Annotated in this window: 12 protein-coding genes; 5 read left to right on the top strand and 7 right to left on the bottom strand. The window is 76.4% G+C overall.

The genetic code is table 11. The features are described from left to right. Positions 1 to 29: 29 nt before the first annotated feature. Complete coding sequence (locus GXP71_RS05750) at positions 30 to 1,379, bottom strand: M20/M25/M40 family metallo-hydrolase (protein ID WP_162351877.1); 1,350 nt, start codon at positions 1,377 to 1,379, stop codon at positions 30 to 32. A 114-nt stretch (positions 1,380 to 1,493) separates the two neighbouring features. Here GXP71_RS05750 and GXP71_RS05745 point away from each other — a divergent pair, with 114 nt between their 5' ends. Further along, positions 1,494 to 1,898, top strand: a complete 405-nt coding sequence (locus GXP71_RS05745; protein ID WP_238402648.1) for a VOC family protein — start codon at positions 1,494 to 1,496, stop codon at positions 1,896 to 1,898. 110 nt (positions 1,899 to 2,008) lie between these two features. On the opposite strand, the gene GXP71_RS05740 is transcribed toward GXP71_RS05745, so the two are convergent. The 3 genes from GXP71_RS05740 to ald are packed head-to-tail and all read right to left on the bottom strand — an operon-like array spanning position 2,009 to position 6,306. Next, positions 2,009 to 4,093, bottom strand: coding sequence for a M3 family metallopeptidase (locus tag GXP71_RS05740; RefSeq protein WP_162351876.1), 2,085 nt, complete (start codon positions 4,091 to 4,093; stop codon positions 2,009 to 2,011). An 8-nt stretch (positions 4,094 to 4,101) separates the two neighbouring features. Next, entirely contained in the window at positions 4,102 to 5,127 is a 1,026-nt protein-coding gene (locus GXP71_RS05735; RefSeq protein WP_162351875.1) for an NAD(P)-dependent oxidoreductase, read from the bottom strand. 57 nt (positions 5,128 to 5,184) lie between these two features. Beyond that, positions 5,185 to 6,306, bottom strand: a complete 1,122-nt coding sequence (gene ald, locus GXP71_RS05730; RefSeq protein ID WP_162351874.1) for an alanine dehydrogenase — start codon at positions 6,304 to 6,306, stop codon at positions 5,185 to 5,187. Between the two features lie 158 nt (positions 6,307 to 6,464). Here ald and GXP71_RS05725 point away from each other — a divergent pair, with 158 nt between their 5' ends. The 4 genes from GXP71_RS05725 to GXP71_RS05710 all read left to right on the top strand — a co-directional run bounded on the left by GXP71_RS05725 (position 6,465) and on the right by GXP71_RS05710 (position 10,765). Continuing rightward, on the top strand, positions 6,465 to 7,250 hold the full coding sequence (locus GXP71_RS05725) for a fructosamine kinase family protein (RefSeq protein WP_238402647.1): 786 nt from the start codon (positions 6,465 to 6,467) through the stop codon (positions 7,248 to 7,250). Between the two features lie 139 nt (positions 7,251 to 7,389). Then, positions 7,390 to 8,433: a matrixin family metalloprotease gene (locus tag GXP71_RS20100; protein ID WP_238402646.1), complete on the top strand. Its 1,044-nt coding sequence runs from the start codon at positions 7,390 to 7,392 to the stop codon at positions 8,431 to 8,433. Next, positions 8,408 to 9,172, top strand: coding sequence for an alpha/beta fold hydrolase (locus GXP71_RS05715; protein ID WP_238402645.1), 765 nt, complete (start codon positions 8,408 to 8,410; stop codon positions 9,170 to 9,172). The genes GXP71_RS20100 and GXP71_RS05715 overlap by 26 nt, the downstream gene beginning before the upstream one ends. Before the next feature lie 60 nt (positions 9,173 to 9,232). Next, entirely contained in the window at positions 9,233 to 10,765 is a 1,533-nt protein-coding gene (locus GXP71_RS05710; RefSeq protein ID WP_162351873.1) for an ATP-dependent DNA ligase, read from the top strand. Between the two features lie 16 nt (positions 10,766 to 10,781). Here the strand turns inward: GXP71_RS05710 and GXP71_RS05705 are convergent, their stop codons facing one another. The 3 genes from GXP71_RS05705 to GXP71_RS05695 all read right to left on the bottom strand — a co-directional run bounded on the left by GXP71_RS05705 (position 10,782) and on the right by GXP71_RS05695 (position 13,587). Then, the gene (locus tag GXP71_RS05705; RefSeq protein WP_162351872.1) at positions 10,782 to 11,420 is read right to left on the bottom strand and encodes a response regulator transcription factor; all 639 of its coding nucleotides are present in this window, start codon (positions 11,418 to 11,420) and stop codon (positions 10,782 to 10,784) included. Continuing rightward, entirely contained in the window at positions 11,417 to 12,928 is a 1,512-nt protein-coding gene (locus tag GXP71_RS05700) for a sensor histidine kinase (protein WP_162351871.1), read from the bottom strand. Before GXP71_RS05700 ends, GXP71_RS05705 begins: the two co-directional genes overlap by 4 nt. A 158-nt stretch (positions 12,929 to 13,086) precedes the next feature. Continuing rightward, positions 13,087 to 13,587 carry a hypothetical protein gene (locus tag GXP71_RS05695; RefSeq protein ID WP_162351870.1) on the bottom strand — a complete coding sequence of 167 codons (501 nt, stop codon included), beginning with the start codon at positions 13,585 to 13,587 and terminating at the stop codon, positions 13,087 to 13,089. Positions 13,588 to 13,622 lie beyond the last annotated feature (35 nt).

Raw genomic sequence — 13,622 nt, 5'->3', positions numbered from 1 at the left:
ACGCCGCGGCGCGGCGACGGCAGGGCCGGTCAGCAGGTGCGCAGCAAGCGGTCCAGCACGCGCGTGCCGAACCGCAGCGCGTCCACCGGGACCCGCTCGTCGACGCCGTGGAACATGCCCGAGAAGTCGAGGTCGGCGGGCAGCCGCAGCGGGGCGAACCCGTACCCCGTGATGCCCAGCCGGGACAGCGACTTGTTGTCGGTGCCGCCCGACAGCGTGTAGGGCAGGACCGTCGCGCCCGGGTCCTCCGCGAGCAGCGAGTCGACCATCGCGTCGACGAGGTCGCCCGAGAACGGCACCTCGAGCGCGGTGTCGTGGTGGATCCGCTCGACCCGCACGTGCTCGCCCGCGAGCTCGGCGACGGTCGCGACGAACTCGTCCTCGAGCCCCGGCAGGAAGCGGCCGTCGATCGTCGCCTCCGCGCGCCCCGGGATGACGTTCGCCTTGTAGCCCGCCTCGAGCTGCGTCGGGTTCGTCGTGTGGCGCAGCGTCGCGCCGACGAACCGCGACGCGGGGCCCAGGGCGGCGACGAGACGGTCGACGCCCTCGGGGTCCTCCGGGTCGAACGGCAGGCCGGTGAGATCGGCGACGCCCTCGAGCAGCGCACGGACGGTCGGCGTCGGCTGCAGCGGCCACGGGTGCCGGCCGATGCGGGCGACCGCCTCGGCGAGGTGCGTCACCGCGTTGTCGGCGTTGACCTGGCTGCCGTGCCCCGCCCGCCCGTCGGCGACGAGCCGGAGCCACGACAGGCCCTTCTCGGCCGTCTGCAGCAGGTACGCGCGGCGGCCGTCGACGTCGACGGAGAACCCGCCGACCTCGCTGATCGCCTCGGTGGCGCCCTCGAAGAGGTCCGGACGGTGGTCGACGGCCCAGCGCGCGCCGTACGTGCCGCCCGCCTCCTCGTCCGCGAACATCGCGACCACGACGTCGCGCGCCGGGCGGCGGCCCTCGCGGACCATCTGCCGGACGACCGCGAGGATCATCGCGTCCATGTCCTTCATGTCGACGGCGCCGCGCCCCCAGACGAGACCGTCGGCCTCGACGGCCTCGAACGGGTCCACCGTCCAGTCCGCGGCCCGCGCGGGGACGACGTCGAGATGACCGTGCAGGACCAGGGCCGGACGGGACGGGTCCTCGCCCTCGAGCCGGACGACGACGTTCGCGCGGCCCGGCGCGCTCTCGAACAGCTCGGGCTCCAGCCCGACCTCGGCCAGCAGGTCGACGACGTGCTCGGCCGCGGCCCGCTCCCCCGGTCCGCTCCCGTCGCCGTAGTTCGACGTGTCGAACCGGATGAGGTCGCGGCAGATCCCGACGACCTCGTCCTGGGCGTCCGGGACGGACGCGGGCGTGCGGGCGTGGTCGGAGGTCGTCTCGGGCATGCGGCCACCGTACCCGGCCCGCCGCACCGGCGACCGGCACCCGCGCCCCTGCTCACGGTGCGGACACCCGCACCGGGCCTTGGCGTCGCGCGCGCGTGGTGGCACCGTGGTCGCGTGCCCGTGGACCCCCCGACGACGCTGCACGCGTACCTCAGCTACCCCGACGCGCCCGCCGCGATCGCGTGGCTGGTGGCGCTCGGCTTCGCCGTCACAGCGCGGCAGGACGACGAGCGTGGCGGCGTGCTGCACTCCGAGCTGCGCCTCGGCGACGCCGTGGTCATGGTCGCGAGCGACGACGCCGCGTGCACCGTCCCGCCGCTCGTCGGAGTCTCCGTCGGTGTGGGCGTCTACCTGTGCGCACCCGACGTCGACGACCTGCACCGGCGGGCCGTCGCCGCGGGCGGGACCTCGGTGATCGCGCCCGAGGACACCACGTGGGGCTCGCGCCGGGCGCGCGTGCTCGACGTCGGGGGTCGGGAGTGGTCCTTCGGGACGTACGCGCCCGGCCGTACCTGGTGACACCGCCGGCGACGGCACGTCGTCGCCGGACCGCCGGTCGCCCGGCCGCACGCCACGACCGGCCCCGGCGGCGACGCGCGTGACGCGCCGCCGCCGGGTGGTCGGCGTCGTCACACGGTGCCGGCCGCGAGCAGGCCGCGGCGGGCGAGCAGCGGTGCGATGTCCGCGTCGCGGCCGCGCAGGTCGCGGAACGACGCGAGCGGGTCGCGCGAGCCGCCGCGCGACAGCAGCCGCTCGCGGAACACGTCGCCGTTCTCGCGGCGCAGGCCGCCGTTCTCCCGGAACCACTCGACGGTGTCCGCGTCGAGCACCTCCGACCAGATGTAGGAGTAGTACCCGGCCGAGTACCCGCTCGCGAAGACGTGGTTGAAGTACGTCGTCCGGTAGCGCGGGGGCACGGGCGCGAAGTCGACGCCCGCCGCGGCGAGCGCCGCCGCCTCGAACGGCTCGACGTCGGGGGGGTCCGTCGGGACGTCCTCGGGGGCGAGCCGGTACCAGGCCTGGTCGAGGAGCGCCGCGGCGAGGTACTCGGTGGTCGCGAAGCCCTCGCCGTCCTGGCGGGCGTCCAGGAGCGTCTGCACCCACTCGGCGGGCATCGGCTCACCGGTCTCGTGGTGGACGGCGTAGGACGCGAGGATCCGCGGCTCCCACGCCCACATCTCGTTGACCTGCGAGGGGTACTCGACGAAGTCGCGCGGCACCTCGGTGCCCGACTGCGACGGGAACCGGACCGCGGAGAGCAGGCCGTGCAGCGCGTGGCCGAACTCGTGGAAGAGCGTGATGACCTCGTCCCACGCGAGGAGCGTCGGCTCGCCCGGCGGGGGCTTCGGGATGTTGAGGTTGTTCACGACGACGGGCGGGTGGTCGAGCAGCGTCGACTGGTCGACGAGGTTGTTCATCCAGGCACCGCCGCGCTTGGAGCCGCGCGTCCAGAAGTCGCCGAGGAACAGGCCCAGGCCGGAGCCGTCGGCGTCGAACACCTCGAACACCCGGACGTCGGGGTGGTAGCCGGTGAGGTCGTGCCGCTCGGCGAACGTGAGCCCGTAGAGCGCGGTCGCGGCGCGGAAGACGCCGTCGGCGAGCACGCGCTCGAGCTCGAGGTAGGGGCGCAGGCGCGCGTCGTCGAGCGCGCGCCGCTCCTGCCGGACCTGCTCGGCGCAGTAGGCCCAGTCCCACGGCTCGAGCGTCGCGCCGGGGTGGTCGCGCTCGAGCACCTCCTGCAGTGCGGCGGCCTCGTCGCGCGCGTTCGCGACGGCCACGGGTGCGAGGCGCGCGAGCAGGTCGGCGACGGCGTCGGCCGAGCCGGCGGTCGCGTCCTGCGCGACGTAGTCGGCGTGGTGCTCGTACCCGAGCAGGCGGGCCTTCTCGGCGCGCAGCCGCGCGAGGCCGAGCAGGGCCGGCCGCGTGTCGTGGTCGCCGCCGGCACCGCGGGTCAGCGACGCGCGCATGACGCGCTCGCGCAGGCCCCGGTCGCGCAGGACCGCGAGCGGTGTCTGCTGGGTCGGGAGCTGCAGCTCGATGAGCCAGGCGCCCTCGTGGCCGCGCTCGGCCGCGGCCTGTGCGGCAGCGGCGCGCGCGTCGTCGGACAGGCCGTCGAGCTCCGACTCGTCGGTCACCAGCACGGCCGCCTGGTTGGTCGCGGCGAGCAGCTCGCGGCCGAACGAGGCGTCGAGCGCGCTGATCTCGGCGTTGAGGTCGCGCAGCCGGGCCTGTGCCGCGTCGTCGAGGCGCACGCCCGCGCGGACGAACGCGGTCTGCGTGCGGTGCAGGAGCCATGCCGCGTCCTCGGGCAGGTCGAGCGTGCCGGCCGCGGCCTGCTCGGCGAGCGCCTCGACGCGCGCGAACAGGCGCCGGTCCAGGTAGATCGCGTCGCGGTGGGCCGCGAGCAGCGGAGCCACCTCCTCCTCGATCGCGTCGAGGCCCGGCGTCGAGTCGCTGCTCGCCTGGTTGTAGAACGCGACGGCCGCGCGGTGCAGCAGCCGGCCCGCGCGCTCGAGGGCGACGAGCGTGTTCTCGACGGTCGGCTCGGCCGGGTCGGTCGCGATCGCCTCGACCTCGGCCCGGTGCTCCGCCATCCCGGCGAGCAGCGCGGGCCGGTAGTGCTCCTCACGGATCGCGGTGTAGTCGGGCAGGCCGTAGGGCAGCGTCGAGGGCGACGCGAAGGGGTTGGTCGCGTCGAGGGAGTCGTCGGTCATGCCGGTCATCATGGCCGACGGTCGGCCAGGTACGCGTCCTCGGCGGCGTAGTCGAAGAAGTCGCCCATCGCCTCCATGCGGACGAAGCCGGGGAACGCGTCGCGCCAGTCGCGGCGGGCGGCCTCGTCGACGAGCCAGTGGATGCCGTCGGGCGCGGTGTCGGCGTAGCCGCCGCGCGCGACGTGCCCGAGCTCGCGGGCCGCCCGGCTCGTGTCGAGGACGAGCGGGTGCGGGACTGCCCACGGGGTGAGGCCGAGGTTCCCCTGCGGCGGGCCGGTGAACGTCACGGTGCCCGACTCGGCGCCGAGCGTCGCGTCGACGACCCGGGCGATCTCGGCGACCGTCGGGGCGTCGGGGTCGGCGGCGTTGAGGACCCGGTCGCCCGGCTGCGCGGCAGCGAGCCGGACGAGGTCGGCGAGCACCGACGTCGCGACCGTCTGGAACCGGCTGAGCCCGTCGAACGCGAGGACCCGCACGTCGCGCCCGTCGAGCACGCGACGCACGAACGTCCACTCGCGCGGCTGCACGCACCCCGGCCCGTGGATCGCGGCGGCGCGCAGCACGGTCGCCGGGACGTCGGAGTCGAGCCACGTCCGCTCCAGCGCGACCTTGCCCGTGGCGTACGTGTCGCGGCCGGCCTCGACCGTCGGCTGCGACTCGTCCAGGGGCACCGGGAACGTGCCGAACGTGTCCGTCTCGAAGCCGTCGCCCGCGTCGTCGACGTACACGGCGGCGCTGGACACGACGACCGCGGACCCGATGCGGTCGCGCGACTCGAGCCATGCCGTGGCGTCCCGGTCGTCGTAGCCGACGACGTCGATCACGACGTCGACCCCGCCGGCGAGGGCACGGTCCCGCACGGCGGGGTCGTGACGGTCCCCGACGACGCTCGTCGCGCCCCACGCCTCGACCGTCGCGCCGTCCTGCCGGCTGCCGCGGGACAGCACGCGGACCTGCCAGCCGTCCGCGACGAGCGCGGGCACGACCGCCCGTCCGACCTGCCCCGTGCCGCCGACGACGAGTGCGGTGCGCATGCGCCGACGCTAGGCCGTGCGCGGCGAGGAGTGCCAGGGGTGCGCCCGGCGGTCCGCTCAGGGCAGACGGACGACCGCCGACGCGTCCTGCGCGGGGTAGCCGTGCGCCTGCGCGACCGCGGCGTTGAGCAGCGCGCCCGCGTGCGTCGTGAGCCCGAGCGCGAGCGCGGGGTCGGCCGCGACGGCCTGCTGCCAGCCGAGCCCGGCGAGCGCGGTGACGTACGGGAGCGTGACGTTCGTCAGCGCGCGCGTCGACGTGACCGGGACCGCGCCCGGCATGTTGGCGACGCAGTAGAAGAGCGTGTCGTGCACGCGGAACGTCGGGTCGTCGTGCGTCGTGGGGCGCGTGTCCTCGAAGCATCCGCCCTGGTCGACCGCCACGTCGACGAGCACCGCGCCCGCGTGCATGCGTGCGACGAGCTCGTTCGTCACCAGGCGCGGCGCGCGAGCGCCCGGGACCAGCACCGCACCGACGACGAGGTCCGCGTCGACGAGCTCGCGCTCGAGCGTCCACGGCGACGACGCGAGCGTACGGACGCGTCCGCCGAACGCGGCGTCGACCTCACGCAGCCGCGGCATCGACAGGTCCAGCACCGTGACGTCGGCGCGCATGCCCACGGCGATCTCCGCCGCGTGCGACCCGACGACGCCCGCGCCGAGGATCACGACCTTCGCCGCGTCGACGCCCGGAACCCCGCCGAGCAGCAGCCCGCGGCCGCCCGCGTTCCGCATGAGGTGGTAGGCGCCGACCTGCGTCGCGAGCCGGCCCGCGACCTCCGACATGGGTGCGAGCAGCGGGAGCGTGCCGTCGGCGAGCTGGACGGTCTCGTACGCGATCGAGGTCGTGCCCGCGGCGAGCAGCGCGTCGGTCCCGGGCCTGTCGGCGGCGAGGTGCAGGTACGTGAACAGGACGAGCCCGTCGCGCAGGCGGTGGTACTCCTCCTCGACGGGCTCCTTGACCTTGCACACCAGGTCCGCGCCGCCCCAGACGTCGTCGGCGTCCGGCAGCAGCATCGCGCCCGCGGCCCGGTACTCGTCGTCAGGGATCTGCGACCCCAGGCCCGCACCGACCTCGACGAGCACGGTGTGCCCGTCGCGCACCAGCTGGTGCACCCCGGCCGGGGTCATCGCCACCCGGTACTCGCGGTTCTTCACCTCGCGCGGCACCCCGACCCGCATGACCCGTCCCCTCGCCGACCGCGCGACCGGTGCCGCGCGTCTGCTGCCAGTCTCGCCGGGGGCGTGCGCGTCGTCGCGGCGAACCGTGCGCGGCACGGCGCGCCGGGGTGCCGAGGGCCTGGCGTTGCACCAGGGTGGGTGCGCGGGGAGGTGCGCACGTGCGTGACGGTCTGACGGCGGCGACGTTCCGCAAGCGGCGGGACGACGCGCCCGCGGGGTTCTTCCGGCGCGAAGCGGCGGGTCTGGCGTGGTTGCGGGCCGCCGGCGGTGCGCCGGTGGTGAAGGTGCTCGACGTCGACGAGCACGGGCTCACGCTCGAGCGGCTCGTGCCCGTGCCGCCGACGCGTGACGCCGCCCGCACCTTCGGCCGCGGGCTCGCGACCGTGCACGACGCGGGCGCCGACGCGTTCGGCGTCGCCCCGCCGGGCTGGGACCGCGACGGGTTCTTCGGACCGCTCGACGCGCCGTCGCCGATGCCGTCGGGACGGTTCGACCGGTGGGGCGCGTTCCTCGCCGCGTGCCGCGTCGTGCCCGTGACCCGCGCGCTGGTGGACGCGCGGGTCGTCGACGACGCCGTCGCACGCGACCTCGACCGCCTCGCCGCACGGCTCGACGCGGGGCACCTCGACGACGACGACCGGCCCGTCCGGCTGCACGGCGACCTGTGGAGCGGCAACGTCGTGTGGACCGCGGCGGGCGCGACGCTCGTCGACCCCGCGGCCCACGGCGGGCACCGCGAGACCGACCTCGCGATGCTGCGGCTGTTCGGGCTGCGCCACCTCGACGACGTGCTCGACGGGTACGCCGAGGTGCACGCGCTGCGGCCGGGCGCCGCGGGCCGCGCCGGGCTGCACCAGGTCTACCCCGTCGCCGTGCACGCGCTGCTGTTCGGCGGCGGCTACGTCGGGCAGCTCGCGGCCCTCGCCCGGCGGTGGGGCCGGTGACCGCGAGCCGTCCGGGGCGTTGCGCGGACCGGGTGACGAGAACGACGCGGTCACCGTCGGCGCGCGCCGCGTGTGCGATCCTCGGCGGACCGGACGCGCCGACGCGGGACCGGTCGGCCGCGGACGGGGAGGACGGCACGTGAGCGCACGCGACGCCGCCGCGCCCCCGACGTGGGTGCCGGCGCCGGCTCCGCCGCGCCCGTACGGCCTGCCGCCGTACGACCCTGACGCCGGGGCGTGGCCCTCGACGGCAGCAGTCCCGGCGACTCCGCCCCCCGCGTTCGGGCTGCACCCGCTCGCGGCTCCTCCGCCCGACCCCCGCACCGCGTGGACCGGCCCGCCGCCGGGCACCTGGGCGGGCGGCGGTCCCCCGCTGCCGCCCACGCTCGGTCCCGCGCCGGTCGGCGTGCCGCACCGCGGTCGCTCGTCGGCCCTCGTCGCGGCGGTCGTCGTCGTCGCGACGCTCGTGAGCGGTGCGACGTGGTGGGTCAACGACCAGGTCGCGCGCCTGTCCCCGCCCGCCGGCCACGAGGAGGCGGCGGTCCCGCTCGGCACTCCCCCGCTGGCGTCCGCGCTCGACGCCGGGCCGCACACGTTCACCGCGATGCAGCCCGACGGCTCGGGTCCCGTCGCGTACAGCCCGTGCCGCCCGATCCACTACGTCGTGCGTCCCGACAACGCCCCGCCCGGCGGCGACGTGCTGATCCGCACCGCGGTCGAGCGCGTGGCCGAGGCGACCGGCCTGCGTTTCGTCGACGACGGCGCGACGGCCGAGGGGCCGACGGCCGACCGGCCCGCCTACCAGCCGGACCGGTACGGCCGCCGCTGGGCGCCGGTCCTCTTCACGTGGTCGACCTCGGTGGAGACGCCGGGCCTGCTGGGCGACGTCGCGGGGACCGGCGGGTCGGCCGCCGTGACCGTCGACGGCCTGTCCGTGTACGTCACGGGCGAGGTCACGCTCGACACCGAGGAGCTCGCGCCGCTCGTCGCGACCCCCGACGGGACGGCCGTCGCGATCGGCGTCGTCACGCACGAGCTCGCGCACGTCGTCGGGCTCGGGCACGTCGACGACCCGACGCAGCTCATGTACCCGAGCACGAACCTGACCGTCACCTCGTTCGCCGCGGGCGACCGCGCGGGTCTCGCAGCGCTCGGACGTGGGGCCTGCGCGCCAGACGTGTGACGCTCCCCGGAGAATCCCAGGAACGACAGGTACTCTCCCGCGGAGCACACGCCCCGAGGAGCCCGTCATCCGCCCCATCGTCTTCGTCCACGGCACGCGCACGTCGTCCGCGATCTGGCAGCACCAGCTCGACGCGCTGACACGGTCGGGCCACCCGACGCTCGCCCTGGACCTGCCCGGTCACGGCGCGCGTGCGCACGAACGGTTCACGCTCGAGGGCGCGATCCGCGCGATCGACGACGCCGTCGCGTCATTCGCGGTCGCGCCGCTGCTCGTCGGCCTCTCGCTCGGCGGCTACGCGAGCCTCGCCTACGCGCGCCGGAACGAGCACAAGCTCGCGGGCGTCGTCCTGGCGGGCTGCTCGACGGAGATCAAGGGCAAGCCGCTGCTCGCGTACCGGTCGGCGTCCGGCGCGGTGACGCGCGCGCTGCGGATCGGCGGCGGGACGTGGCACGTCGTGCAGGACATGCTCTCCGCGATGTCGGGGTACTCCCCGCTCGCCGACCTGCGCCGCGTGCGGCTGCCCGTCTGGGTCGTCAACGGTGCGCGCGACCCGCTGCGGCTCGACGAGCGCCGCTACCTCACCGCACGGCCCGGCACGCGCCTGCGGGTCGTCCCGCGCGCGGGTCACGACGTGAACTCCCATGCGCCCGTCGCGTTCAACCGTCTGCTGCTCGACGCGCTGCACGAGCTGCGCGTCCTCGACCGACCGGTGCTGGTCCCCGCCGTCGTGCTCTGACGCCCGCTCGGGCGGCCCTGCGCGGGTGCCGGTGTCGGTGACCGGCGGCAGGATGCGGACATGCTGCTCGCCGACGTCGCCGCGACGTCCCTCGCCGTCGCCGCCACCCGGTCCCGCCTCGCCAAGCGTGCGCTGCTCGCCGACGTGCTGCGCCGCGCCGAGCCGCCCGACGTGCCCGTCGTCGCCCGCTACCTCGCCGGTGAGCTGCGTCAGCGCCGCACGGGCCTCGGGTGGCGCTCGCTCGCGTCGCTGCCCGCACCCGCCGACGCCCCGACGCTGACGGTCGCCGAGGTCGACACCGCCTTCGAGACCATGGCCGGGCTCCAGGGCACGGGGTCGTCGACCGAGCGGACCCGTCTCGCCTCCGCGCTGTTCGCCGCCGCGACGCCCGACGAGCAGACGTTCCTCCGCGGGCTCGTGTCGGGCGAGCTGCGGCAGGGCGCGCTCGACGCGCTGCTGCTCGACGCGGTCGCCGAGGCCGCGTCCGTCCCGCCCGAGACCGTCCGGCGGGCCGCGATGCTCACCGGGTCGACCGAGACCGTGGCGTCGGCCGCGCTGGGTGCCCCCGACCCGGAGGCGGCGCGGGCCGCGCTCGACGCGTTCACGCTCGCCGTCGGCACCCCCGTGCGGCCCATGCTCGCGCAGTCCGCGTCCGACGTCGCCGAGGCGATGGCGTCGCTCGGGCCCGGCGAGGTCGTCGTCGACACCAAGCTCGACGGCATCCGCATCCAGGTGCACCGGCGCGACGACGACGTGCGCGTGTACACGCGGTCGCTGGACGACCTCACGTCCCGCGTCCCCGAGATCGTCGAGGCCGTGCGCGCCCTGCCCGCGTCCACGCTCGTGCTCGACGGCGAGGCGCTCGTCGTCGACGACGCCGGCCGGCCCGTGCCGTTCCAGGACACCGCCGCGCGCACCGCCACGCGCGACGCCGACGTCGCCGCCGTCACGCGGCTCACCCCGTTCTTCTTCGACGTCCTGCACGTCGACGGGCGCGACCTGCTCGACGCACCGCTCGTCGACCGGCTCGCCGCGCTCGACGCGCTCGGTGCCACCGGCGTCCCCCGGCTCGTCACCGCGGACGCGGCCGCCGCGCAGGACTGGTTCACGTCGGTCGTCGCCGCCGGGCAGGAGGGCGTCGTCGTCAAGGCCGCGCAGGCGCCCTACGAGGCCGGGCGGCGCGGGGCCGCGTGGGTCAAGGTCAAGCCGCGGCACACCCTCGACCTCGTCGTGCTCGCCGTCGAGCGCGGGTCCGGACGGCGGCAGGGCCTGCTGTCGAACATCCACCTCGGCGCACGCGACGGGCACGGCGGGTTCGTCATGCTCGGCAAGACGTTCAAGGGCATGACCGACGAGACGCTCGCGTGGCAGACCCAGCGCTTCCGCGAGCTCGAGGTGTCCGACGACGGCTGGACCGTGACCGTCCGCCCCGAGCAGGTCGTCGAGATCGCGTTCGACGGCGTCCAGCGCTCGACCCGCTACCCCGGCGGCGTCGCGCTCCGGTTCGCACGCGTGCTCCGGTACCGCGACGACAAGCCCGCCGCCGAGGCCGACACCATCGACGCCGTCCGCGCGCTGGCCGCGGGCTCATGACGGCGAGCACGTCGGGTCAGTCGGGGAGGTGCTCGCGGGCCCAGAGGGCGGCGCTCGTGCGGTCGCCGACGCCGATCTGACGGAAGACGTTGCCGACGTGGACCTTGACCGTGCGCTCCGAGATGCCGAGCGCGCGGGCGACCTGCTTGTTCGCCATGCCCTGCGCGACGAGCCGCAGCACCTGACGCTCGCGCGCGCTCAGCCGGTCGGCCGGCGACGCGGCCGCAGCGCTGCCGCCCGGCAGCAACGTGCGGGCCACACGGGGGTCGAGCGGCGCGTAGCCCTGGGCGGCGGAGCGGACGGCCGCGACGAGGTCGCGCGGCTCGCAGTCCTTGAGCAGGTAGCCCACCGCGCCGGCGGCGAGCGCGTCGCCGACCCGGGCCGCGTCGGAGAACGAGGTGAGGACGACGACGTGCACGTCGGGCTGTGCGGCCGCGATGCGGCGCGTGGCCTCGACGCCGTCGAGCACCGGCATCGAGAGGTCCATGAGCACGACGCGCGGGACGAGGTCGCGTGCGAGGGCGACGGCCTCCTCGCCGTCGGCGGCCTGGCCGACGACGCGGAGGCCGTCGGCGGCGTCGACGAGCGTCGCGAGCCCGGACCGCACGAGGTGGTGGTCGTCGACGAGGAGGACGGTCACGTCGTCGTCGGTCATGCGTCCCGCCCCCCGTCGGTGGCCGTACCGGTCGACCCTGCGGCGGCGCCGTCCGCGTCCCAGCCGCCGGTACCCCGCCCGTCCGTCCGAAGCCCGTCCGTACCCGGCCCGTCCGTACCCCGCCCGTCCGTGCGGGCCGTGAGGCGCCAGCGGCAGCCCGCGCCGGGCGCCGACGCGACCTCGAGGCGCGCACCGGCGGACGACGCGAGGTCGGCGAGCAGGCGCAGGCCGAGGTGCCCCTCGGGCGGGCGCGCGAGGGGCACGGCGACGTCGAACCCGACGCCGTCGTCGGCGACCTCGAGCACGACGGCGTCGTCGCCGCGGCGCAGGACGACGTCGACGTGCCGGGCGCCGGAGTGCGCGACGGCGTTGCGCAGCGTCTCCTGCGCCACACGGTGGACGAGCCGCTCGACGGGTGCGGGCAGCCCTTCGGCGACGCCGTCGGGCGCGTCGAGCCGCACGTCGACCCCGCGCACGGCGAGCCCGCCGACGAGGTCTGCGAGCGCCGCGCGCAGCCCCGCGGTGCGCAGGCTCGCGGGGTAGATGTCGACGAGGAGCGAGCGCAGGCCCTGGATGCTCGCGCGGACGGTCGTGGCGGCGTCGCGCACGGGTGCGGCGACGTCCGGGGCGCCCGCGCGGTCGGCGCGGTCCGCGGCGCCGGCGAGCGCGAAGGACGCGGCGGCGAGCTCCTGGACGACGCCGTCGTGCAGCGTTCCGGCGATGCGGCGGCGTTCCTCGTCGGACGCCTCGACCGCGTGCTGGAGGAGGACCTCGCGGTGCTGCTGGGAGCGGCGGAGCCGGTCGAGGAGCGTCCAGAGCACGGGGAGCATGAGGGCGACGAGCACGAGGAGGCTGGTGAGCGTGATTCCGGCGAACCCGCGCCACAGGGCGGTCGAGCGCTCCGTGACGGCGTCGTACCGGGAGTACGTCTCGAAGAGCAGCGGCGTGCCGTCGGGCGTCCAGACCGGCCGGTAGACCTCGAGGAGCTTGCCCTGGCCGCGCTCGAACGCGTTCTCGGGCTTGTCGAGGTCGCTGACCTCGGCCTCGGTCGCGGGGTCGGCGAGGACCGCGCGCTCGTCGTCGCCGAGGGGGAACTGCTGCCCGATCAGGCGGTCCTCGTCGGAGTAGACGATGCGGCCGTCGGCGTCCCAGACCTTCACGCGGACGACCTGGTCGTCGAGGACGCCGTCCCGCACGGCCCGGTCGAGCGTCGCGACCGCGTCGGGGTCGCCCGTGGCCACGCCGTCGCGCAGGACGGGCTGGACGACGGCCTCGGCGAGCAGGTCGGTGCGGCGCGCGGCGTCGTTGACGGACTCGCGCTCGGCGATCTGGCGGCTCGCCGTGAGGCCGAGCACCGCGACGAGCACGAGCACGAGCCCGGCCGCGGCGACGACCTGGCCGAACACGCGCCACGTCCGGACGGGTCGGGGCTCGCCCGCGGCGCCCGCGCCGCCGCCCGCCGCCAGCGTGGTCCACGCGACGGTCGTCGGGTCGTCGGTGGGGCGCACGGCACTCACCCTAGGTGTCGGCGTGGCGGCGTCGGCCCGTGCCGGGCCCGGGGTCGCCCGTCCGCGCGCCGCGCCGCCCGACGGACCCGTGGAGGTCCGTGCGGGCGGCTCGGGCGACCGGTGCGCCGGGGCGTGGTCGTCGTGCTCGGTGGTCACGGTCAGTCGTCGCCGCCGTGGTCGTCGCCCGCGTCGTGGCCGGGACCGTCGTCGTGCCCGCCGCGACCGGAGCCGTCGCCGCCCGAGCCGGACCGCTGGCCGGAGTCGTCGCGCCCGGACCGGTGGCCCGAGTCGTCGGTCCCGGCGGTGCCGGCTGTGCCGCTCGACGGCGCGCCGCCGTTGACGGCGCGGTCGTCGCCGGGCTCGGTGCGCAGGTCGCGGTCGAGCGCGCCGCCGTGGTCGTCGGGGGTGCTGCTCGGTGAGGACGACGCACGGGGCGACGCCTCGGGCGTGCTCGACGGCGACGCGGTGGGCGTGGCGTCGCGGTTGTCGCCCGGCTCGGTGCGGGCGTCGCGGTCGGTGCGACCGTCGTCGAGGAGGACGGCGTGCGCGGGCGGCTCGACGGCGACGGAGGGGGTGAGGCTCGCGTTGCCGACCAGGCCCGCGACGGCGGGGACGGCGGCGACGACGGCGGCTGCGGAGAAGAGGACCGCGCGCTTCATGGTGTGCTCCTGGGGTCGGTGGTCGGACAGCCACC

It is taken from the genome of Cellulomonas sp. H30R-01 (assembly GCF_010119915.1).
Lineage (GTDB): Bacteria > Actinomycetota > Actinomycetes > Actinomycetales > Cellulomonadaceae > Cellulomonas > Cellulomonas algicola.
Note: the sequence above shows the minus strand (reverse complement) of the source record. Positions and strands in the feature narration are given on the sequence as shown.